Raw genomic sequence first — 22,911 nt, forward strand, 5'->3', positions numbered from 1 at the left:
TGAGCTCGTCGAAGGGTCGCGCGCCCGCAGCATCGTCTTCGCGGCGAATCCCGTCGCCTGATCAGGAGGTCCACCCATGGCCGGACGCAACAACGGCATCATCGATCCCCCCATCGACAACCTGCTGGAGCGCGTCGACTCCAAGTACGAGCTCGTCATCTACGCCGCCAAGCGCGCCCGTCAGATCAACGACTACTACTCCGACCTGCACGAGGGCAACCTCTTCGACAACGTGGGCCCGCTCGTCGACTCCTCGGTCGAGGACAAGCCGCTCACCATCGCCCTGCACGAGATCAACGAGGACAAGCTCCGCCTGCGTCACGCGGAGTGACTCGACGACCGCGCCGCCGCGACGTCGGTGGCGCGGTCCAGAATGGGTGCCACACCCTCCCACCGTCCGTCCCCGTTCTGGAGCATCGATGAGCGCGCTGCGTCTGTTCACGTCCGAGTCCGTCACCGAAGGGCATCCGGACAAGATCTGCGACCAGATCTCGGACAGCATCCTCGATGGACTGCTCGCGAAGGACCCGGGCTCCCGGGTCGCGGTCGAGACGCTCGTCACGACCGGGCTCGTGCACGTCGCCGGGGAGATCCGCACGGACGCCTACGTCGACATCCCGACGATCGTCCGGCAGGTCGTGAACGGCATCGGCTACACGTCCTCCGACACCGGCTTCGACGGCGACTCGTGCGGCGTCAGCGTCTCGGTGGGGGAGCAGTCCACCGACATCGCCCACGGTGTCGACAACGCGCAGGAGCACCGCGACGGCTCGTCCGTGGATCCGCTCGACGGTCTCGGCGCCGGAGACCAGGGCATCATGTTCGGGTTCGCCACCAACGAGACCCCGCAGCTCATGCCGATGGCCGCATGGACCGCGCACCGCATCGCCGAACGGCTGACGGAGGTGCGCCGCAGCGGGCTGCTGCCCTTCCTGCGCCCCGACGGCAAGACGCAGGTCACCCTCGGCTATGACGGCTTCACCCCGAAGACCGTCGACGCCGTCGTGCTGTCCACGCAGCACAACCCGGACATCGCCCAGGACGACCTGAAGGCGCAGATCCGCGAGCACGTCATCGATCCGGTCCTCGCCACGACCGGCCTCGACCTCGACGACGTCACCTACTACATCAACCCCGCGGGGCCCTTCGTCACGGGCGGCCCGAAGGGGGATGCCGGGCTCACCGGACGCAAGATCATCATCGACACCTACGGGGGAGCCGCACGGCACGGCGGCGGCGCCTTCAGCGGCAAGGACCCGTCGAAGGTCGACCGGTCGGGCGCGTACGCGACCCGCTGGGTCGCCAAGAACGCGGTCGCCGCTGGTCTGGCCGACCGCCTCGAGGTGCAGGTCGCCTACGCGATCGGTGTCGCGCGCCCCGTCGGTCTGTACGTGGAGACCTTCGGCACGGGGCGCGTGTCCGACGAGGTCATCACGCGGGCCATCGACGAGGTGTTCGATCTGCGGCCGCAGGCCATCATCGAGCAGCTCGACCTGCTGCGGCCGATCTACGCCCAGACGGCGGCCTACGGGCACTTCGGTCGGGAGCTGCCGGACTTCACCTGGGAGCGGACGGACCGGGCCGAGGAGCTGCGGCGCGCTGCCGGGCTCTGACGAGGCCGCGGTGCTGATCTCTCCGGAGAGCCGGCGCATCGCCCGGGTGCTCCTGGAATCCCCGCTGCCGCAGCTCGACCGCCTGTTCGACTACGCCCTTCCTCCCGAGCTCGGTGACGTCGAGCCCGGGGTCCGGGTGCGTGTCCCCCTGCGGACCGCCGGCCGCGTGGTCGACGGGTTCGTGGTGGAACTGGACGTGGAGGGCGACGCCGATCGGCCGCTCTCCGAGGTCGAGAGCATCGTGTCGAGCGTCCCCGTGCTGCCGGATCGTCTGTACCGACTGGCTCGGCGGGTCGCCGATCGCGCGGCGGGGTCGGCGTCCGACGTGCTGCGGCTGGTCATCCCGAAGCGGCAGGTGCGCGTCGAGAAGGCCTGGACCGCCGATTCTCCGATCCCGCAGCCGGAGCCCGAGGCCCGAGACGCGGCTGCGTCCGTCGTCGGGCTGTACGACGGGCTGCAGGCGGTGCTCGACGAGAGCGGTCGTGCGGCGGTCGAGGCCATCCCGCAGCTCACCGATGACGCACCCGGTTGGGCGCGCATGCTGGCTGCAGCCGCTGCGACGACACTCGCGGCGGGGAAGTCGAGCATCCTCGTCGTCCCGGACCACCGCGACCTCGATCGGCTCCTGGCGGCCCTCGACGGGTTCGTCCACCCGGAGGCGATCGCGCGGCACGACTCCCGACAGACCAACCCGGACCGCTACCGCTCCTTCCTGCGCACGCTCGAGGACGCGCCCTGCATCGTCGTCGGGAACAGGTCCGCGGTGTACGCCCCCGTCGTCGCCGGTCTCGTGGCGGTGTGGGACGACGGCGACAGCCTGCTGGGCGAGCCGCTCGCTCCCTACGTCCACGCCCGGGATGCGGCGCTGCTGCGGCAGGAGGCGGAGGGATCGGCTCTGCTCTTCGCCGGTCATACGCGGACGACCGAGGTGGAGCGGCTCGTGGCGCGCGGCTGGCTGCAGGACATCCGTGCCGCCCGGCGCGTGCTGCCGCGCGTCGTGCTGAGCACACCGCAGGAGATGGAGCAGCCCACGCCCCAGCGGATGCCGTCGTCGGCCTTCCTCGCGGCGCGGAACGCGGCCGCGGAGGGACCCGTGCTCATCCAGGTCTCGCGCCCCGGCTTCGCCCCGTCCCTCGTCTGCGCCGACTGCCGGGCCCCCGCCCGATGCCCCCACTGCGGCGGTCCGCTCGGCGCCCGTCATCGCGGCGCGGTCCCGGTATGCGGGTGGTGCGGACGCGGTGCCAGGGCGTGGACCTGCCCGGTGTGCTCCTCGACCCGTCTCCGACTCGCCTCGTCCGGCAGCGAACGGACCGCCGATGAGCTGGGCCGCGCGTTCCCTGGCGTCCGCGTCATCGTCGCCGACGGCAGCCACCCCGTCGAGCGCGTCGACGCGCGCCCGGCGCTGGTGGTGGCCACCCGCGGCGCCGAGCCGCTCGCGGAGGGCGGTTACCGGGCCGTCGTCCTGCTCGACGGGCCGCGCATGCTGCAGGCGCCGGATCTGCGCATCGGCGAAGCCTGCCTGCGGTGGTGGTCGAACGCGGCCGCTCTGGCCGCTCCCGGCGCTCCCGTCCACCTCGTCGGTGTGGACGGCGCCGTCGCCCGGGCCCTGGCGACCTGGAACCACGCCGCCTACGCGCGCACCGAGCTGGAGCAGCGGGCGCCGCTGCACATGCCGCCGACCGCCCGCGTCGCGCTCGTGGAGGGATCCGCCGCCGCGGTCGCCCGTGCTCTGGAGGCGCTCTCCGAGCTCTCGCTGCCCGGGGACGCGGTCCTCGGTCCCGTCCCCGTCGAATCGGACGACGTCCCCCCGCGGGTCCGGGCTCTCGTACGCTTCGACTACGGCGCGGGAAGCCGCGTCGCAACCACCCTCCGTGCGGCCGTCGTGGCCGAGGCGGTGAGCGGTCGCCGCGGTCGGACCAAGGCCGCCCGCAGCACGCTCTCGGTCCGCCTCGATATCCTCGATCCAGAACTCTGACCCTTCCGGAGAACCTTCATGCGCCTCGTCTTCGCCGGCACTCCCGCCGCCGCGGTCCCCACTCTGCGACGCCTCGCCGTCGAGCACGACATCGCCGCCGTCGTGACGCGCCCCGACGCCCCCCTCGGGCGCAAGCGTGTGCTCACTCCCTCGCCCGTCGCCCAGGCCGCGGCCGAACTCGGCCTGGGCGTCATCCACGCCGCGCGCCTCGACGACGCGGTGACGGAGGAGATCGCTGCCCTGCGCCCCGAGCTCGGCGTGATCGTCGCGTACGGCGGGCTCGTCCGCGAGCCTCTGCTGTCCACGCCGGAGGCCGGGTGGATCAACCTGCACTTCTCGCTCCTGCCGGCCTGGCGCGGCGCCGCGCCGGTGCAGCGCGCCCTGATCGCCGGAGATCCGGTCCTCGGAGCGAGCGTCTTCCAGCTCGTCCCGGAGCTCGATGCCGGCGACGTGTTCGCGACGCGCGCCGTCGAACTGCCGGGCACATCGACGGCGGGGGAGGCGCTGGAGGCCTTGGCCCTCGACGGCGCGGCTCTCACCGCGGACGTGGTCGCGGCGATCGCGGACGGGACTGCCCACGCGGTGCCGCAGGAGGGCGAGCCGACGTTCGCCGCCAAGCTGACGCTCGAGGACGGTCTCCTCGACTTCCGCGAGCCGTTCGACGTCGTGTACGCCCGGTTCCGCGGGGTCACTCCGGAGCCGGGGGCGCACACGACGATCGACGGCCAGCGGCTCAAGATCCTCGAGGCCCGGCCCGCCGATGCCGGGGCGGAGGACCTGCCACCGGGTGCCGTGGCGGGCACGCGAGCGGAGGTCCTGATCGGGACGGCCACCTCACCGCTCGCCGTCACCCGGCTGCAACCCGCGGGTAAGGGACCCATGAACGCCGCCGACTGGTGGCGCGGCCTGCAGGGCACGACCCCGGTGGCCGGCTCGTGAACGACCGGCGACGCCCCGGCAACGGCCCGCAGCGCGAGGACCGGACGCGGAACGGCCGCGGCCCCGACCGGACGGTACAGCCTGCGCGCCGCGTGGCCTACGACGTGATCAGGGCGGTGTCGGACTCCGACGCCTACGCGAACCTGCTGCTGCCGACCGCGATCGCCGAGGCCAGGCTGGACCCGCAGGACGCGGCCTTGGCGACGGAACTGACCTACGGCACACTCCGTCGCCGCGGCACGTACGACGCGATCATCGCCGCGGCCGCGGATCGCCCGGCCGACGCGATCGACCCCGCGGTGCTCGACGCGCTCCGGCTCGCCGTGCACCAGCTCCTCGCGACGCGGGTGGCCCCGCACGCGGCCGTGAACGAGTCGGTGAACCTCGTCGCGCTCGACGCCGGTCGCGGGGCGTCCAGCTTCGCGAACGCGGTGCTCCGGCGGATCGCCCGGGAGTCGCCCCAGGAGTGGCTCGCGCGCATCGAGGCGGCGGCACGGTCGGACGACGAACGGCTGGCGCTCCGTGCTGCGCACCCGGTGTGGATCATCCGGGCGCTGCGTCGCGCCCTCGCCGCCGAGGGGCGTGTCGAGGAACTGGACGCCCTGCTGGAGGCCGACAACGTCTCGCCCGAGGTCACGCTCGTCGCCCTCCCCGGGCTCGCGGAGCCGCAGGAGCCTCGTCGGCCCTACGCCGCCACGGCATTCGCGTCTCCGGGGGGCGATCCGCGTCTCGCGCTGACCGCCTCCGAGGGCGCGGTCCGCGTGCAGGACGAAGGGTCGCAGCTCGTCGCGCTCGCGCTGACCGCGGCGACCCCGGTCCGTCAGGGGGAGCGGTGGCTCGACCTGTGCGCGGGCCCCGGCGGAAAGACCGCTCTGCTCGCCGCCGTCGCCCGGGAGAACGACGCGGTACTGGAGGCCAACGAGGTCGTGCCCACCAGGGCCCGACTCGTGCGCAACGCCCTGCGAGCCGTCCCGGGCGACGTCACCGTCCACGAGCGCGACGGCCGGGAGCTGGCCGCCGAGCGGCCCGGCGCGTTCGACCGGATCCTGGTCGACGCCCCTTGCACCGGCCTCGGCGCCCTCCGTCGGCGCCCGGAGTCCCGGTGGCGCAAGTCCCCGGCGGACGTCGCCGAGCTCGTGCCGCTGCAGGTCGGTCTGCTGACGGCGGCCGTGGAGGCTCTGGCTCCCGGAGGCATCGTCGCGTACGTCACCTGCTCGCCCCACCTCGCGGAGACGACGGCGGTGGTCGAGGAGGTGCGGCGCCTGCGTCCTGAGCTCGTCGAACTCGACGCCCGCGCCGTGCTGCGCGGCGTGGCCCAGTCGCCGATCGACCTCGCCGACGACGGCCGCTCGCAGACCGGCAGCGCACAGCTCTGGCCGCATCGCCACGGCACCGACGCGATGTTCCTCGCACTCCTGCAGCGCCCCGGCGATGCGACAGAAGCCCCGAAGGAAGGTTGAGACCATGGATCTGCCCCGCGCCCCGCGCATCAACCCCAGCATCCTCGCCGCGGACTTCGTCAACATGCAGGCGGAACTCGCGCGCATCGCGACGGCCGACTTCGCGCACGTCGATGTCATGGACAACCACTTCGTCCCGAACCTCACCTTCGGTCCGCAGATGGTCCAGCGCATCCAGGAGACCAGCCCGGTCCCGCTGGACGTGCATCTCATGATCACGGATCCGGATCGCTGGGCCCCCGGCTACGCCGAACTCGGTGCCGCGAGCGTGACCTTCCACCTGGAGGCGGCGGGGGAGCCGGTGGCGCTCGCGCGTCGGCTGCGTGACATCGGCGCCCGTGCGGGGGTGGCGGTCAAGCCCGCTACGCCCGTCGAGGGACTCTTCGAGCTGCTGGACGAGTTCGACCAGATCCTCGTGATGACCGTGGAGCCCGGCTTCGGAGGCCAGGGATTCATGCCGGAGACCATTCCGAAGCTGCAGGCGCTGTCCGCGGAGGCCCGGCGGCGCGGTTCGTCCGTCTGGCTCCAGGTCGACGGCGGGATCTCCGACGCGACGATCGCCCAGGCTGCCGAAGCGGGGGCGGACACCTTCGTCGCCGGCTCCGCGGTCTACGGTGCGGACGACGTGGAGGCGGCTGTCACCCGGCTCAGGGACCTCGCGCGAGCCGGTAGCCTGGAGGGGTGAAGACTTTCGACGAGCTGTTCGCCGAGCTCAGCGTCAAGGCCGAGACCCGCCCAGAGGGATCGGGCACCGTCGCGGAGCTCGACGGCGGCGTGCATGCGATCGGCAAGAAGATCGTCGAAGAGGCCGCCGAGGTCTGGATGGCGGCGGAGTACGAGTCGGACGCCGCCGCAGCCGAGGAGATCTCGCAGCTCCTCTACCACCTGCAGGTGATGATGCTCGCGAAGGGCCTCACGCTGCAGGACGTCTATCGACATCTGTGATGCGCCCCGGTCCCACTCCTTCGAACTGAAAGCCGTTCATGCTGCGCATCGCCGTTCCCAACAAGGGCTCGCTCTCCGAGACCGCCGCCGAGATGCTCGCGGAGGCGGGCTACGCCGGCCGCCGCGACCCCAAGACCCTGCATGTCATCGACGCCGAGAACGACGTCGAGTTCTTCTTCCTCCGCCCCCGTGACATCGCCACGTACGTGGCCTCCGGTGCCCTCGACGTCGGCATCACCGGTCGCGACCTCCTCCTGGATGTGCAGCAGCCGGCGCGCGAGATCGAGCAGCTCGGATTCGGGGCGTCCACGTTCCGCTTCGCCGGTCCTCCCGGACGCTTCACCTCGGTCCAGGACCTCGACGGCGTCCGCGTCGCCTCCGCCTACCCGGGTCTGGTGGGCTCCTTCCTCCGCGACCAGGGTGTGAACGCCGAGCTCGTGCAGCTCGACGGCGCGGTCGAGTCCGCGGTGCGCCTCGGCGTCGCCGATGCGGTCGCCGACGTCGTGTCCACCGGCACCACCCTGCGGCAGGCGGGGCTGGAGATCTTCGGCCCCGTGATCCTGGAGTCCGAGGCCGTGCTCATCAGCCGTCCCGGCGAGGCCGACGGCGTGGATACGCTGCTGCGCCGGCTCCGCGGTGTCATGGTCGCACGCCGCTACGTGCTCCTCGACTACGACCTGCCCACCGAGCTGGTCGATCAGGCCGTGGCCATCGCCCCCGGTCGGGAGTCCGCGACCATCTCGCCGCTCCGCGACCCGTCCTGGGTGGCCGTCCGCGTGATGATCCCCCGGCGCCGCGTCAATCAGGTGATGGACGACCTCTACGCCCTCGGTGCCCGGGCCATCCTCGTCACGGCGATCCACGCGGCGAGGCTCTGATGACCCTCGCGAGTCGCGTCATCCCATGCCTGGACGTCGCCGACGGCCGCGTCGTCAAGGGCGTCAACTTCGAGAACCTCCGCGACATGGGTGATCCGGTGGAGCTCGCCCGTCACTACGCGGCCCAGGGCGCCGACGAGATCACGTTCCTCGACGTCACCGCGACCGTGGATGCGCGGGCGACGACCTACGACGTCGTGCAGCGCACCGCAGAGCAGGTCTTCGTTCCGCTGACGGTGGGCGGCGGCGTGCGCAGCGTCGACGACGTCGCGCGGCTCCTCTCGGTCGGTGCGGACAAGGTCGGCGTGAATTCCGCGGCGATCGCCCGTCCCGAGCTAATCGGCGAGATCGCGGATCGCTTCGGCGCCCAGGTGCTCGTGCTCTCGCTCGACGTCAAGCGCGCCGATACCACCCGTTCCGGCTTCGTCGTTACCACGCACGGCGGTCGTACGCAGACCACGCTGGACGCGCTCGACTGGGCGCGCGAGGCCGCGGAGCGCGGGGCGGGGGAGCTGCTGGTGAACTCGATCGACGCCGACGGCACGCGCGACGGCTTCGATCTCGAGCTCGTCCGCCTCATGCGTGAAGTCGCGCCGATCCCGGTGATCGCCTCCGGCGGTGCGGGGCGGGCGACCGACTTCGCGCCGGCCATCAAGGCGGGGGCGGACGCTGTGCTCGCGGCCAGCGTGTTCCACACCGGAGCCCTGACCGTCGGTGACGTGAAGGATGCGCTGCGCGCGGAAGGAGTGCTCGTCCGATGACCGACACGCCGAAGCAGGACGAGGTCTCCATCGACGACCGCATCGCCCAGGTCGCGTTCAACGCGGACGGGCTCGCCCCGATCATCGTGCAGCAGTGGGATTCGCGCGAGGTGCTCATGCTCGCCTGGGTGGACGCCGAGGCCCTGCGCCGCACGCTCACCTCGGGCCGCGCGACCTACTGGTCCCGCTCCCGCCAGGAGTACTGGCGCAAGGGTGACACCTCCGGGCATATCCAGGTCGTGCGGGAGGCCCGCCTCGACTGCGACGGTGACGCGCTCCTGCTCCTCGTCGACCAGACCGGCCCCGCGTGCCACACCGGAACGCGGACGTGCTTCGACTCCACCGACCTGGACGCCGTCGACGGGGCGGCGGCCTCGTGAGCATCGCGCAGCGCGGCCGGTCCCTCTCCGTGACAGGCTTCCTGCTGGCCGGCGCCATCGGGATCATCTCCTCCACGCAGACCTGGTTCACCGTGCAGCGGGCGGACGCGGGGGAGGACATCCTCGTCCCCGGCGCCTCCGCTCTCGTGCTGCTCGCGCCGCTGAGCCTCGCCGTGCTCGCGCTGGGTGCGGCTCTCGCGATCGCCGGCCGGGCCGTGCGTCTCGTCTTCGGGGTGCTCGCCGCCGCGGCCGCCGTGTTCCTGGGCTGGTCCACGCTGCAGGTCCTCCTCGGCGACGCGTACGGTGCGGTGGCCGCGACCGTCACCGAGACGACGGGACTCGCCGGAAGCGGAGCGGTCCACGAGGTCGCGGCGAGCATCATCCCGTCCGTCTGGCCGTACCTCGCCCTCGGCGGCTGGGTGATCCTGCTCGCCGCCGCCGTCCTCGTGCTGACCACCTGGCGGCGCTGGAAGGTCGGCGGCCGTCGCTACCGCACCGACGCGCCGACCGATGCGCCGCACGACGGCCCCGTCGACGCGGTCGATTCCTGGGACGAGCTGTCCCGGGGGTCCGACCCGACGCGCTGACCCCGATAGACTGAACCCAGATCCCCACGTCGTCCCCGGAGGAGAACATGACCAACCCGATCGCTGACCCCGGCCACGGACACTCGCCTGCGGCCTGGACCGCCGTCGTGATCATGCTCGTCGGCTTCGCCGCCGCGACCGTCGCGTTCTGCTTCGAGCAGCCGACCCTGGTGTGGATCTCCGCCGCGCTGATCCCGATCGGGGCGATCGTCGGCTGGGTGCTCGCGAAGGCGGGCTACGGCGTGAAGGGTCCCAAGTACGCTCCGAAGGCGCACTAGTGGTCCTCGCCGACCTGACGGCCGGCGCTGTCGCAGACGCCGAGCGTCGTTCTGAGTCCCGCCCGCTCGCGGTCGTCGAGCGTGACGCTCTTTCGCGCCCCGCGGCGAAGGACGCACTGTCGTTCCTCGCTCCCGCCGATCGGGTGAAGATCATCGCCGAGGTGAAGCGGGCGAGCCCGTCCCGCGGCCCCCTCGCCGAGATCCCGGATCCCGCGCACCAGGCCGCGCTCTACGAGACCGGCGGCGCCTCCGCGATCAGCGTCCTCACCGAGGGACGTCGTTTCGGAGGCAGCCTCGCCGATCTGGAGGCGGTCACCGCCCGGGTCTCGCTTCCCGTGCTGCGCAAGGACTTCATCGCCACGCGTTACCAGGTGCTGGAGGCCCGCGCCGCCGGTGCCGACCTCGTCCTGCTCATCGTCGCCGGCCTGGAGCCGGACATCCTGCGCGACCTGTACGGGTTCATCCTCGAGCTCGGCATGACTCCGCTCGTCGAGACCCACTCGGCGGAGGAGCTGGAGGCCGCGATCGACCTCGGCGCCGACCTGATCGGCGTGAACGCCCGCAACCTCAAGACCCTCGAACTCGACCGCGATCTGTTCGGTCGTCTCGTGGACCGCATCCCCGACTCGGCGATCAAGATCGCGGAGTCCGCGGTGCTCACGCCCGCCGACGTCGCGCACTACCGTTCGGCCGGCGCCGACGTCGTGCTGATCGGCGAGGCCCTGGTGACCGGAGACCCGGTGGCCACTCTCGAGAGCTTCCTGGAGGCGAAGTGAGTCTGCGCGACCAGCACGGTCCGTTCTTCGGCGATTTCGGCGGGCGGTACATGCCGGAATCCCTGGTCGCCGCGATCGACGAGCTGACGGTCGCCTACGAGGAGGCCATCGCCGACCCGGAGTTCCGAGCCGAGCTGGCCCATCTGCTGTCCTCCTACGCCGGGCGCCCCTCCGCGCTCACCGAGGTGCCACGGTTCGCCGAGCACGCGGGCGGCGCGCGGGTCTTCCTCAAGCGCGAGGACCTCAACCACACGGGTTCGCACAAGATCAACAACGTGCTGGGCCAGGCCCTGCTCACCAAGCGCCTTGGCAAGACACGGGTCATCGCCGAGACCGGGGCCGGGCAGCACGGCGTCGCGACGGCGACGGCCGCCGCCCTGTTCGGGCTCGACTGCACCATCTACATGGGCGAGGTCGACACCGAGCGTCAGGCGCTCAACGTCGCCCGGATGCGCCTGCTGGGCGCCGAGGTCATCGCGGTGACCTCGGGGTCGCGCACGTTGAAGGACGCGATCAACGACGCCTACCGCGACTGGGTCGCCTCGGTCGAGACGACCAACTACATCTTCGGCACGGCTGCGGGACCGCATCCGTTCCCGGCGATGGTGCGCGACTTCCAGAAGATCATCGGCGAAGAGGCCCGTGCCCAGATCCTCGACGAGGTCGGCCGGCTCCCTGATGCCGTCGTCGCCTGCGTCGGCGGCGGGTCCAACGCGATCGGCATGTTCGACGCGTTCCTGGACGACGAGGGCGTGCGGCTGTACGGCGTGGAGGCTGCCGGCGACGGTGTCGACACCGACAAGCACGCGGCGTCGATCGAGCGCGGCCGCCCCGGCGTGCTGCACGGCGCGAAGACGTACGTGCTGCAGGACGAGGACGGCCAGACCGTCGAATCGCACTCCATCTCCGCCGGTCTCGACTACCCGGGCGTGGGTCCAGAGCACTCCTGGCTCGCCGACATCGGTCGGGCCGAGTACATCCCGGCGACGGACGACGAGGCGATGCAGGCTCTGCGGCTGCTGAGCCGGACCGAGGGGATCATCCCCGCGATCGAGTCGGCTCATGCCCTCGCCGGTGCGCTGCGGATCGGCCGCGAGCTCGGCCCCGACGGCCTGATCGCGATCTGCCTCTCGGGCCGTGGCGACAAGGACATGGACACCGCCGCCCGGTACTTCGAGCTGTACGACGAGGACGCCCTCGCGCACGACGTGTCCGAGGAGAGCGCCGCCGAGGACGCGGCCTCGAAGGGAGAGCCGCAGCTGTGAGCCGCGTCGAACAGGCCATCCAGCGCGCGCACGACGCCGGCCGCAGCACCTTCGTCGGCTACCTGCCCGTCGGTTTCCCGGACCTGGAGACGAGCATCCAGGCGGCGATCGCCCTCGCCGAGAACGGCGTGGACATCATCGAGCTCGGGCCGCCCTACAGCGATCCCGTCATGGACGGCGCGATCATCCAGGAGGCGACGACCAAGGCCCTCGCCGCGGGCTTCCGGATGAAGGACCTCTTCACCGCCATCCGCGCGATCACCGCCGCGACCGACGTCCCGGTCCTCGTGATGACCTACTGGAACCCGGTGCTGCAGTACGGGGTGGACCGCTATGCCGAGGACCTGCTCGCCGCGGGCGGCGCCGGCCTCATCACTCCGGACATCACCCCGGAAGCGGCCGGCGAGTGGATCGCGGCCAGCGAGCGCCTCGGTCTCGACCGGGTCTTCCTCGCGGCTCCGACCTCGTCGGACGAGCGGCTCGATCTCGTCGTGCGGTCCTCGACGGGCTTCGTCTACACCGTCTCCACCATGGGCATCACGGGGGAGCGGGCCGAGCTCGACCGCGCAGCCCGGACCCTCGTGTCGCGACTGCGCGACCACGGCGCCCGCCGCGCCTGCGTGGGCATCGGCATCTCGACCCCGGAGCAGATCGCCGGCGTCTCCGAGTACGCCGACGGCGCCATCGTCGGCACCGCCCTCGTCCGCGCCCTCCGCGACGGCGGTGTCCCCGCCCTCGCCGAAGTCACCCGAACCCTGGCCGCCGGCACCGCGTCGGCGCGCTTCGTCTCAGAGAAGTAGGATCGCACTCATGTCCTCCGCGCTCCACAGCACCGCCGCCGGCGTGCTCGCCAGCATCCCGAGCCCGCCCGTGTCGTACTTCGATCTCGGCCCGCTCCGGATCCACTTCTACGCGCTCTGCATCATCGCCGGCATCATCGTCGCCGTGCTGATGACGAACCACCGCCTCACCAAGCGCGGGGCGGAGCCGTGGGTGGTCATCGACATCGCGATCCTGGCGGTGCCGCTCGCGATCATCGGCGCGCGCATCTTCCACGTGCTCACCCACCCGAATTTCTACTTCGGCGAAGGCAAGAACACCTGGAACCCCTTCGAGCCCGGTTCCGTCTGGGCGATCTGGGAGGGCGGCATCGCCATCTTCGGTGCGCTCATCGGCGGCGCCGTCGGGGCGTACCTCGGCTGCCGGTGGACCGGCATCCGCTTCTGGACGTTCGCGGACGCGCTGGCTCCCGGCCTGCTGCTCGCCCAGGCGATGGGCCGGTTCGGCAACTGGTTCAACCACGAGCTCTTCGGCCTGCCCACCTCGCTGCCGTGGGGCCTGGAGATCGAGTCGACGAACTCGGCCTTCCCTCCCGGGCTTCCCGGGGGCACCCTGTTCCACCCGACGTTCCTCTACGAGGTCATCTGGAACGGGCTCGGCGTCCTCGTGCTCCTGTGGCTCGGTCGCAAGCTGTTCTTCCAGTGGGGTCGCCTCTTCGCGATCTACCTGATCTGGTACAGCGCCGGACGCATCCTGTGGGAGTCGATCCGGATCGACCCGAGCGAGATCATCCTCGGCCTGCGCAGCAACGTCTGGGCCGCCATCATCGGCGTCGTCGTCGGACTCGTCATCCTGGTCGTGCAGACCCGCCGTCACCCCGGTCTCGAGCCCTCGCCGTACCAGCCGGGCCGCGGACGGAAGGACGTGGACGCTGATGTACAATCGCAGGACAATCCCTCTGATTTCGTGGACGTGAGCGAGCCTCCGGCCGAAGAAGTCGCCGCCGGAGCCACTGCCACAAGCGCTGCTCCCTCGAGCGGGGACGGCTCCCGATAACGCCGACTCGCGGCGGGAGAACCATTGCACTGAACGAGCGGGCCGACGACGTCCCCGGGTTTCACTGAAGATCTGAGGACGGTAACTGGTGTACTTCCAGCCCCCTTACGGCGCCTCCGGCGCATACCCCCCGAAGCAGGGCATGTACAACCCGGCGTTCGAGAAGGACGCCTGCGGCCTGGCCATGGTCGCAACGCTGCGCGGCGAAGCCGGGCACGACATCATCGCGCTGGCCCTCGAGGCCCTGCGCAACCTGGAGCACCGCGGGGCCATCGGGTCCGACGCGGGCACCGGGGACGGAGCCGGCATCCTCACCCAGATGCCGGACGACTTCCTCCGCGCGGTCACCGGCTTCGAACTGCCGCCCGTGGGGGAGTACGCGGCCGGGCTGGCCTTCCTGCCTCGCGATTCGAGCGAGCGCCGCCAGCAGAAGGCCGGGATCGAGAAGATCGCCCGCGCGGAGGGCCTCCGCGTCCTCGGCTGGCGCGAGGTCCCCACCGCCAACGAGAACCTCGGCAAGCTCGCCGACGAGGCCCGCCCCGCCTTCGAGCAGCTCTTCGTGAGCGCCGGCGGCGCCACCCTGGCCGATGCGCCGCTGACCGGCATCGCGCTCGACCGCGTCGCCTATCGCCTGCGCAAGCGCGCGGGCCACGAGCTCGGCGCCTACTTCGTCTCCCTGTCCAGCCGCACGCTCGGCTACAAGGGCATGGTCACCACGCTGCAGCTCGAGCCGTTCTACCCGGATCTGCAGGACGAGCGCTTCGCCTCCGAGCTCGCCGTCGTGCACTCACGGTATTCCACCAACACCTTCCCGTCCTGGCCGCTCGCGCAGCCGCTGCGGATGCTCGCCCACAACGGCGAGATCAACACGGTCGGCGGCAACCGCAACTGGATGCGCGCCCGCCAGTCGCAGCTCGAGTCCGAGCTTCTCGGCGACATCTCGCCCCTGCTGCCCATCTGCACCGACGGCGCCAGCGACTCGGCGTCGTTCGACGAGGTGCTGGAGCTGCTGACCCTCACCGGCCGCAGCCTCCCGCACGCGATCATGATGATGGTGCCGGAGGCCTACGAGAAGCAGGCCGACATCTCGCCGGAGCTGCGCGCGTTCTACGAGTACCACTCCAACCAGATGGAGCCGTGGGACGGCCCGGCCGCCCTCATCTTCACCGACGGCACCCTGGTCGGCGCGACGCTGGACCGCAACGGCCTGCGCCCCGGCCGCTGGACGGAGACCACCGACGGCCTCGTGGTCATCGGCTCCGAGACCGGCGTCCTGCACTTCGAGCCGGAGCGCATCAAGCGCCGCGGCCGGCTCCAGCCCGGCAAGATGTTCCTCGTCGACACCGCCCAGCGTCGGATCGTCGAAGACGAGGAGATCAAGCACGACCTCGCGACGATGCACCCCTGGCAGGAGTGGCTCGACGCGGGTTCCGTCCGTCTGGCCGACCTTCCGGAACGCGAGCACATCGTGCACCCGCCGGCCTCCATCACGCGCCGGCAGCGCACCTTCGGATACACGGAGGAGGAGGTCCGCATCCTCCTCACCCCGATGGGCCAGACGGGGGTCGAGCCGCTGGGTGCCATGGGGTCGGACACGCCGATCGCCGTCCTCAGCAAGCGCCCGCGCCTGCTCTTCGACTACTTCACGCAGCAGTTCGCGCAGGTGACCAACCCGCCGCTGGACTCGATCCGCGAAGAGGTCGTCACGAGCCTGAAGCTCGGCCTCGGTCCCGAGGTCAACCTCCTGACCTGGGGGCCCGAGCACACCCGCACGGTGTCGCTCGACTTCCCCGTCATCGACAACGACGAGCTCGCGAAGATCCGTCACATCGACAAGGCCCTGCCCGGGCGCTCGAGTGCCACCATCCGCGGTCTCTACCACTTCGATGCCGGGCCCCACACCCTCGCGGAGCGTCTCACCGAGATGTGCGCCGAGGTGGATCAGGCCATCGAGGACGGCGCGGAGTTCATCATCCTGTCCGACCGGGACTCGAACAAGGACCTCGTCCCGATCCCCTCGCTGCTCATGGTGTCGGCGATCCATCACCACCTCATCCGGCGCGAGAACCGGATGAAGGTCGGTCTGATCGTCGAGGCCGGCGATGTGCGCGAGGTGCACCACGTCGCGACCCTCATCGGCTACGGTGCCTCCGCGATCAACCCGTACCTCGCCATGGAGACGGTCGAGCACCTCGTGCGCACCGCCTACATCACGGGCATCTCCCCGGAGAAGGCGGTCAAGAACCTCATCTACGCGCTCGGCAAGGGCGTGCTGAAGATCATGTCGAAGATGGGCATCTCCACGGTGTCGTCCTACGCGGGCGCGCAGGTGTTCGAGGCCGTGGGCCTCAGCCCGGAGTTCATCGACGCCTACTTCACGCGCACCGAGTCGAAGCTGGGCGGTATCGGGATCGAGGAGATCTTCGCCGAGAACCAGGCCCGCCACGACTACGCCTACCCGGAGGACGCCGCGGCCCGCGCCCACGAGCGACTGTGGACCGGAGGCGAGTACCAGTGGCGTCGCGACGGCTCTCCGCACCTCTTCAACCCGGAGACGGTGTTCAAGCTGCAGCACTCCACGCGGACCCGCCGCTACGACATCTTCCGCGAGTACACCAAGCTCGTCGACGACCAGGCGGCCGAGCTGAAGACCCTGCGCGGCCTCTTCTCGCTGCGGACCGGGACGCGCAAGCCCGTGCCGTTGGACGAGGTGGAGCCCGTCTCCGCCATCGTCAAGCGCTTCTCCACCGGCGCGATGAGCTACGGCTCCATCTCCAAGGAAGCGCACGAGACCCTCGCCGTCGCGATGAACCGCATCGGCGGCAAGTCGAACACGGGCGAGGGCGGGGAGGACCCTGACCGGCTCGTCGATCCCGAACGGCGCAGCGCCATCAAGCAGGTGGCGTCCGGCCGGTTCGGTGTCACGAGCCTCTACCTCACCGAGGCCGACGACATCCAGATCAAGCTCGCCCAGGGCGCCAAGCCCGGTGAGGGCGGTCAGCTCCCGCCGACCAAGGTGTACCCGTGGGTCGCGCGCACCCGACACGCCACGGCGGGCGTCGGGCTCATCTCGCCGCCTCCGCATCACGACATCTACTCGATCGAAGACCTCAAGCAGCTCATCTTCGACCTGAAGCGGGCGAACCCCGAGGCGCGCATCCACACGAAGCTCGTCAGCCAGTCCGGCATCGGCGCGGTCTCGGCCGGTGTCGCCAAGGCGCTCAGCGACGTCATCCTCGTGTCCGGTCACGACGGCGGCACGGGCGCGAGCCCGCTGAACTCGCTGAAGCACGCCGGAACACCGTGGGAGCTCGGCCTCGCCGAGACGCAGCAGACGCTCATGCTCAACGGCATGCGCGACCGCGTGGTCGTGCAGGTCGACGGTCAGCTCAAGACCGGTCGCGACGTCATCATCGGCGCCCTCCTCGGTGCCGAGGAGTTCGGCTTCGCCACTGCGCCCCTCGTCGTCAGCGGCTGCATCATGATGCGCGTCTGCCACCTCGACACCTGCCCGGTGGGCGTCGCGACGCAGAACCCCGTCCTGCGCGACCGCTTCACGGGCAAGCCCGAGTTCGTCGTCAACTTCATGGAGTTCATCGCGGAGGAGGTGCGCGAGCTGCTCGCGGAGCTCGGCTACCGCTCGATCGACGAGATCGTGGGCCGCACCGAGCTGCTGGAGACCAACGCGGCGATCGCGCACTGGAAGGCCGAAGGGCTCGACCTCAGCCCCGTGCTGGAGGGCCCGGCGTTCCCGGCCGGCGAACCGCGCCGCAGCGGGCGCGCCCAGGACCACGAGCTCGACAAGCACTTCGACGTGCAGCTCATCGACATCGCGAAGGCGGCGCTGCTGAACGGCGACCCCGTCGTGGTGGAGCTTCCGATCGCCAACACAGAGCGCGCGGTCGGCACGATGCTCGGGCATCAGGTGACCTCGCGTCACGGCGCCACCGGCCTGCCGAAGGAGACGATCGACGTCACCCTCACCGGCACCGCGGGGCAGTCGCTCGGCGCGTTCCTGCCGCCGGGGATCATCCTCCGGCTGGAGGGCGACGCCAACGATTACGTGGGCAAGGGCCTCTCCGGTGGGGACATCACGATCCGGCCGCCGCGCGGCTCCGCGATCGCCCCGCACGAGAACGTCATCGCGGGCAACGTGATCGGCTACGGCGCCACATCGGGGACCATGTTCATCTCGGGCGTGGTGGGCGAGCGCTTCCTCGTCCGCAACTCCGGCGCGACCGCTGTGGTCGAGGGCGTCGGCGACCATGCTCTCGAGTACATGACCGGTGGCCTCGCGGTCATCCTCGGGTCGACCGGCCGGAACTTCGGCGCCGGCATGTCCGGGGGAGTGGCCTACGTGCACGCCCTGGACACCGGCAAGGTCAACGCGCAGTCGCTCGGCAGCGGCGAACTCCGGCTCGAGCCGCTGGACCGCGCCGACCTCGAAGTGCTCCGCGGCCTGCTCGTGGAACACGTGGAGCGCACGGCGTCTCCGCGCGCCGCCACTCTGCTGGAGGATTTCGACGCGAGCGCGGCGGAGTTCGTGAAGGTGCTCCCGCGGGACTACGCCGCCGTGCGCAGCATGCGCGAGGAGGCACTGGCCGAGGGGATCGACCCCGACGGCGACATCGTCTGGAACCGCATCCTGGAGGTGACCGGTGGCTGACCCCAAAGGCTTTCTGAAGGTGACCGAGCGGGAACTTCCCGCTCGCCGTCCGGTGCCCGTGCGCATCATGGACTGGAAAGAGGTGTACGAGCCCGGCGACAAAGCCGTGCTCCGTCGCCAGGCCGGCCGGTGCATGGACTGCGGCGTGCCGTTCTGCCACTCCGGCTGCCCGCTGGGCAACCTCATCCCGGAATGGAACGACCTCACCTGGCGCGGGGAGGGGCGTGCGGCGATCGAGCGTCTGCACGCGACGAACAACTTCCCGGAGTTCACCGGACGACTCTGCCCGGCCCCGTGCGAGAGCTCGTGCGTCCTCGGCATCAACCAGCCGGCCGTGACGATCAAGCAGATCGAGGTCTCCATCATCGACGAGGCCTTCGCCAAGGGCTGGGTCGAGCCGGAGCCGCCGGAGCGCCTGACGGGCAAGACCGTGGCCGTCGTGGGCTCGGGTCCTGCCGGTCTCGCGGCCGCCCAGCAGCTGACCCGGGCGGGGCACACCGTCGCCGTGTTCGAGCGGGACGACCGGATCGGCGGCCTGCTGCGGTACGGCATCCCGGACTTCAAGATGGAGAAGAGTCAGCTCGAGGCCCGCCTCCGCCAGATGCAGGAGGAGGGCACGCGCTTCCGCGCCGGCGTCGAGATCGGCAAGGACATCTCCTGGGCCGACCTGCGCGCGCGCTACGACGCGGTCGTGATCGCCACCGGTGCGACGGTTCCGCGGGACCTGCCGATCCCCGGTCGCGACCTCGACGGTGTGCACTTCGCCATGGAGTACCTCGTGGAGTCGAACCACGCGGTCGCTGGCGACACCGTGCCCGACCAGATCACGGCAGAGGGCAAGCACGTCATCGTCATCGGCGGCGGCGACACCGGGGCCGACTGCATCGGCACCGCCCACCGCCAGGGCGCCCTGAGCGTGACCAACCTCGCCATCGGCAAGCAGCCGAGCGAGACGCGGCCGGATCACCAGCCCTGGCCGATGATGCCGACGATCTTCGAGGTGGCCTCGGCTCACGAGGAGGGTGGGGAGCGGATGTTCCTGGCGTCGACCGTGGAGTTCCTGTCCAACGACGTCGGCGAGGTCCGCGCGCTGCGCGTGGCCGAGACCGAGTACATCGACGGCCGCCGCGTGCCCAAGAGCGGCACGGAGCGCGAGATCCCCGCGGACCTGGTGCTCATCGCGATGGGCTTCACCGGGCCGGAGCAGGACGGCTACACCGAGGACACCCGGCCGGAGGTCACCGAGCGAGGCGCCTTCCGTCGCGCCGCGAGCTACGAGTCGTCGATCCCCGGTGTGTTCGTGGCGGGTGACGCCGGTCGCGGTCAGTCGCTCATCGTCTGGGCGATCGCGGAGGGCCGGGCGGCGGCGGCGAACGTCGACCGCTTCCTCATGGGCACCACCGTGCTGCCGGAGCCGGTGCGCCCCAGCGATGTCGCGATCGGCCTCCAGCCCGCGTAGGCTGAGGCCGGCAGTGTCGCCTGTACGTAATCCCCCACTTCTACCCTGGAGACATGTTGAGACGCGCGAAAATCGTCGCCACCCTGGGCCCCGCCACTTCCACGTATGAGACGGTGCGCGCACTGATCGATGCGGGTGTGGACGTCGCCCGACTGAACCTCAGCCACGGTGACTACTCCGTGCACGAGAACAACTACGCGAACGTGCGTCGCGCGGCGGAGGACTCCGGTCGCGCCGTCGCCATCCTCGTCGACCTCCAGGGCCCGAAGATCCGTCTGGGCCGCTTCGAGGACGGACCGTACGAGCTCGCCAAGGGCGACATCTTCAAGATCACCACCGAGGACATCATCGGCAACAAGGAGATCTGCGGCACGACGTTCAAGGGCCTTCCCCAGGACGTCAAGCCCGGCGACTTCCTGTTGATCGACGACGGCAAGGTCCGGGTCGAGGTCGTCGAGACCGACGGCGTCACCGTCACCACGCGCGTCGTCGTCGCGGGCGCCGTCTCGAACAACAAGGGCATCAACCTGCCCGGTGTCGCCGTGAACGTCCCCGCGCTGAGCGAGAAGGACGAGGACGACCTCCGCTGGGGCCTCCGGACGGGTGCCGACCTCATCGCGCTCTCGTTCGTCCGCAACGCCTCCGACGTGACCCGCGTGCACGAGATCATGGCCGAGGAGGGCGTCCGCGTCCCCGTCATCGCCAAGATCGAGAAGCCGCAGGCCGTGGATGCGCTCGAGGAGATCGTCGACGCGTTCGACGGCATCATGGTCGCCCGCGGCGACCTCGGCGTGGAGCTGCCCCTCGAGGCCGTCCCGATCGTGCAGAAGCGCGCCGTCGAGCTGGCCCGCCGCAACGCCAAGCCCGTCATCGTGGCGACGCAGATGCTCGAGTCGATGATCAACAGCCCGGTGCCGACCCGCGCCGAGACCTCCGACGTCGCCAACGCCGTCCTCGACGGCGCCGACGCGGTCATGCTCTCCGGCGAGACCAGCGTGGGCGACTACCCGGTCGTCGTCGTCGAGACGATGGCCCGGATCATCGAGTCGACGGAGGAGCACGGTCTGGAGCGCATCCTGCCGCTCACCACGAAGCCCCGCACGCAGGGCGGTGCCATCACCCTCGCCGCCCTCGAGGTCGCGGAGTTCGTGGACGCCAAGTTCCTCTGCGTCTTCACGCAGTCGGGCGACTCGGCGCGCCGCCTGTCTCGCCTGCGCTCCCGCATCCCGATGCTGGCCTTCACGCCGGAGCCCGGCATCCGTCGTCGCATGGCGCTGACCTGGGGTCTGCGCTCCACGCTCGTCGACATGGTGCAGCACACCGACCTCATGTACCACCAGGTGGACGAGTACCTCCTCGAGAACGGCCTCGCCGTCGAGGGGGACAAGGTCGTCGTCATCTCCGGTTCCCCTCCCGGGATCATCGGTTCCACGAACGACCTGCGCGTGCACAAGGTCGGCGACGCGCTCCGTGGCGCGGCACCGATCTACAAGGCCGGCGTCTGACGCAGACGTTCCGAGAGGGGCGGGGCTTCGGCCTCGCCCCTCTCTGTCATCTCCGGGCCGGGGCGTCAAGCCTCTCGGCCGTGACCGCGGCCTCGGCTAGCGTGCTGCCATGGTCCTCCGTCGCCTCCTCGTCACCTCCGGGCTGACGTTCCGCATCCTGGAGAGTCCGCGGCCGGCCGGCAGCACGGCCCCGACCGTGGTCCTCGTGCACGGGATCGGGATGTCGCACCGGTATCTGTCGCGGCTGCACGCCGTGCTCGCCGACACGACCCGGGTGGTCTCCGTCGACCTTCCGGGCTTCGGCGGCCTGCCCAAACCGCGGTTCGATGTCGCCATCCCGCAGATGGCGGCAGGTCTCGCCCAGGTGGTGGCCAGCCTCGACGACGATCGCGTCGTGCTCGTCGGACACTCGATGGGCGTGCAGTGGGCGGTGGAGACGGCGCTCCGGCATCCCGAGTACGTCCGTACGGTCGTCACGATCGGCCCCGTCGCGGACGACGCCCACCGGACGCTCGGTGCACAGGCGCGCGCACTGGCCATCGACACGTTCGGCGAGACCCCCGCGATCAACACCGTCGTCTTCACCGACTACCTGCGCTGCGGCGTGCGGTGGTATGTCCGTCAGGTCCGGCACATGCTCGCGTATCCCCTGGAGGAGAAGATCGCCGCGCTCACCATGCCGGTCCTCATCATCCGGGGGAGCGACGATCCGATCGCAGGACGCCGGTGGTGCCGGCGTCTGCGTGACGCGGCGGCCGTGTCGCGGCTGGTGGAGATCCCCGGTCACCACCATGTCGCGCAGCAGTCCGCGCCCCGTGCGGTGGCTTCCGCGATCCTGACCCACACGACGGGTGCGTGGCCGACGGCGGTGCCGGCCGCAGCCGACCGGCGGGGGAGGGCGCCATCGACGTCCTGAGGATGCTGGGCTGGTGGGCCGCGGACTACGCCTACGCCGGGTTCTGGCAGGTCCGCTCGTTCTTCGGCCGCGACCAGGCGGACGACTTCGCCACCGGAGACCGCGCCCCGATCGTCGTGCTCGCCGGCGTCTACGAGACCTGGCGCTTCCTGGAGCCGCTCATCGTCGCGCTGCACGAGCGGGGCCACCCGGTGCACGTCGTGGACGCGCTGCGCCGCAACCAGTTCCCGGTGCAGGATGAGGCCGACCAGGTGGCCGACTACCTGCGAGCGCACGACCTCTCCGGCGTCTTCCTCGTCGCCCACAGCAAGGGCGGTCTCGCCGGGAAGCTGGTGATGACCGGCCCCGAGGGCGGGCGGATCCGTGGGATGCTCGCCATCGCGACACCCTTCGGGGGCTCACGATATGCGCGGTTGCTGCCCGGTCGGGTGCTGCGGGCGTTCTCGCCGGACGACCCTTCGATCGTCGCCCTGGGGCGGGAGCTCGACGTCAACGCCCGCATCGTCTCGATCTACGCCGCGTTCGATCCGCACATCCCCGAGGGGAGCGAGCTCGCCGGGGCCAAGAACGTGGTGCTGGAGACGGGAGGGCACTTCCGGATCCTCGCCCACCCCCGCGTGATGGCCGAACTCGCCGCCCTCGCCGAGTGACGGGGCGAGCGGTTCGCGATGC

Annotated in this window: 21 protein-coding genes; all 21 read left to right on the forward strand. The window is 70.9% G+C overall.

The window, feature by feature from the left end; genetic code table 11:
• The first annotated feature begins 76 nt into the window (after positions 1-76).
• The 21 genes from rpoZ to AB0N68_RS11085 all read left to right on the forward strand — a co-directional run bounded on the left by rpoZ (position 77) and on the right by AB0N68_RS11085 (position 22,889).
• Positions 77-331 carry a DNA-directed RNA polymerase subunit omega gene (rpoZ, locus tag AB0N68_RS10985; protein WP_025103490.1) on the forward strand — a complete coding sequence of 85 codons (255 nt, stop codon included), beginning with the start codon at positions 77-79 and terminating at the stop codon, positions 329-331.
• Between the two features lie 88 nt (positions 332-419).
• Entirely contained in the window at positions 420-1,613 is a 1,194-nt protein-coding gene (metK, locus tag AB0N68_RS10990; RefSeq protein ID WP_071328627.1) for a methionine adenosyltransferase, read from the forward strand.
• Positions 1,614-1,629: 16 nt separating this feature from the next.
• Positions 1,630-3,588: a primosomal protein N' family DNA-binding protein gene (locus AB0N68_RS10995; protein WP_292795250.1), complete on the forward strand. Its 1,959-nt coding sequence runs from the start codon at positions 1,630-1,632 to the stop codon at positions 3,586-3,588.
• 18 nt (positions 3,589-3,606) lie between these two features.
• Complete coding sequence (locus tag AB0N68_RS11000) at positions 3,607-4,527, forward strand: methionyl-tRNA formyltransferase (RefSeq protein WP_292795101.1); 921 nt, start codon at positions 3,607-3,609, stop codon at positions 4,525-4,527.
• Between the two features lie 92 nt (positions 4,528-4,619).
• The gene (locus AB0N68_RS11005; protein WP_292795103.1) at positions 4,620-5,987 is read left to right on the forward strand and encodes an RsmB/NOP family class I SAM-dependent RNA methyltransferase; all 1,368 of its coding nucleotides are present in this window, start codon (positions 4,620-4,622) and stop codon (positions 5,985-5,987) included.
• Between the two features lie 4 nt (positions 5,988-5,991).
• Entirely contained in the window at positions 5,992-6,672 is a 681-nt protein-coding gene (rpe, locus tag AB0N68_RS11010) for a ribulose-phosphate 3-epimerase (RefSeq protein ID WP_259954830.1), read from the forward strand.
• Positions 6,669-6,932: a phosphoribosyl-ATP diphosphatase gene (locus AB0N68_RS11015; RefSeq protein WP_025103484.1), complete on the forward strand. Its 264-nt coding sequence runs from the start codon at positions 6,669-6,671 to the stop codon at positions 6,930-6,932. Before rpe ends, AB0N68_RS11015 begins: the two co-directional genes overlap by 4 nt.
• 38 nt (positions 6,933-6,970) lie before the next feature.
• Complete coding sequence (hisG, locus tag AB0N68_RS11020) at positions 6,971-7,810, forward strand: ATP phosphoribosyltransferase (RefSeq protein WP_187661494.1); 840 nt, start codon at positions 6,971-6,973, stop codon at positions 7,808-7,810.
• On the forward strand, positions 7,810-8,571 hold the full coding sequence (hisF, locus tag AB0N68_RS11025) for an imidazole glycerol phosphate synthase subunit HisF (protein ID WP_101845708.1): 762 nt from the start codon (positions 7,810-7,812) through the stop codon (positions 8,569-8,571). The genes hisG and hisF overlap by 1 nt, the downstream gene beginning before the upstream one ends.
• A complete protein-coding gene (hisI, locus tag AB0N68_RS11030) occupies positions 8,568-8,951 on the forward strand; it encodes a phosphoribosyl-AMP cyclohydrolase (RefSeq protein WP_259954836.1) in 384 nt (127 codons plus the stop codon). The genes hisF and hisI overlap by 4 nt, the downstream gene beginning before the upstream one ends.
• Complete coding sequence (locus tag AB0N68_RS11035) at positions 8,948-9,538, forward strand: Trp biosynthesis-associated membrane protein (RefSeq protein WP_187661491.1); 591 nt, start codon at positions 8,948-8,950, stop codon at positions 9,536-9,538. Before hisI ends, AB0N68_RS11035 begins: the two co-directional genes overlap by 4 nt.
• 47 nt (positions 9,539-9,585) lie before the next feature.
• Positions 9,586-9,816, forward strand: a complete 231-nt coding sequence (locus tag AB0N68_RS11040; protein ID WP_071328620.1) for an HGxxPAAW family protein — start codon at positions 9,586-9,588, stop codon at positions 9,814-9,816.
• Entirely contained in the window at positions 9,816-10,592 is a 777-nt protein-coding gene (trpC, locus tag AB0N68_RS11045) for an indole-3-glycerol phosphate synthase TrpC (protein WP_268776306.1), read from the forward strand. Before AB0N68_RS11040 ends, trpC begins: the two co-directional genes overlap by 1 nt.
• Positions 10,589-11,857 carry a tryptophan synthase subunit beta gene (trpB, locus tag AB0N68_RS11050; protein WP_268776307.1) on the forward strand — a complete coding sequence of 423 codons (1,269 nt, stop codon included), beginning with the start codon at positions 10,589-10,591 and terminating at the stop codon, positions 11,855-11,857. Before trpC ends, trpB begins: the two co-directional genes overlap by 4 nt.
• The gene (trpA, locus tag AB0N68_RS11055) at positions 11,854-12,657 is read left to right on the forward strand and encodes a tryptophan synthase subunit alpha (RefSeq protein WP_292795110.1); all 804 of its coding nucleotides are present in this window, start codon (positions 11,854-11,856) and stop codon (positions 12,655-12,657) included. The genes trpB and trpA overlap by 4 nt, the downstream gene beginning before the upstream one ends.
• A gap of 10 nt (positions 12,658-12,667) precedes the next feature.
• Positions 12,668-13,693, forward strand: coding sequence for a prolipoprotein diacylglyceryl transferase (lgt, locus tag AB0N68_RS11060; RefSeq protein WP_313366729.1), 1,026 nt, complete (start codon positions 12,668-12,670; stop codon positions 13,691-13,693).
• 142 nt (positions 13,694-13,835) lie between these two features.
• On the forward strand, positions 13,836-18,359 hold the full coding sequence (gene gltB / locus AB0N68_RS11065) for a glutamate synthase large subunit (protein WP_292795252.1): 4,524 nt from the start codon (positions 13,836-13,838) through the stop codon (positions 18,357-18,359).
• Positions 18,352-19,818 (forward strand): glutamate synthase subunit beta, encoded by a 1,467-nt coding sequence (locus tag AB0N68_RS11070; protein ID WP_292795113.1) that lies wholly within the window; start codon positions 18,352-18,354, stop codon positions 19,816-19,818. Before gltB ends, AB0N68_RS11070 begins: the two co-directional genes overlap by 8 nt.
• A gap of 56 nt (positions 19,819-19,874) precedes the next feature.
• Positions 19,875-21,323 carry a pyruvate kinase gene (gene pyk / locus AB0N68_RS11075; RefSeq protein ID WP_136052871.1) on the forward strand — a complete coding sequence of 483 codons (1,449 nt, stop codon included), beginning with the start codon at positions 19,875-19,877 and terminating at the stop codon, positions 21,321-21,323.
• Between the two features lie 109 nt (positions 21,324-21,432).
• Positions 21,433-22,239, forward strand: a complete 807-nt coding sequence (locus tag AB0N68_RS11080; protein ID WP_280565479.1) for an alpha/beta fold hydrolase — start codon at positions 21,433-21,435, stop codon at positions 22,237-22,239.
• Between the two features lie 2 nt (positions 22,240-22,241).
• Positions 22,242-22,889 carry an esterase/lipase family protein gene (locus AB0N68_RS11085; protein WP_187664154.1) on the forward strand — a complete coding sequence of 216 codons (648 nt, stop codon included), beginning with the start codon at positions 22,242-22,244 and terminating at the stop codon, positions 22,887-22,889.
• The last annotated feature ends 22 nt before the right edge of the window (positions 22,890-22,911 follow it).

Origin of the sequence: Microbacterium meiriae (assembly GCF_040685015.1) — a bacterium.
In the GTDB taxonomy this organism is placed as follows: domain Bacteria; phylum Actinomycetota; class Actinomycetes; order Actinomycetales; family Microbacteriaceae; genus Microbacterium; species Microbacterium meiriae.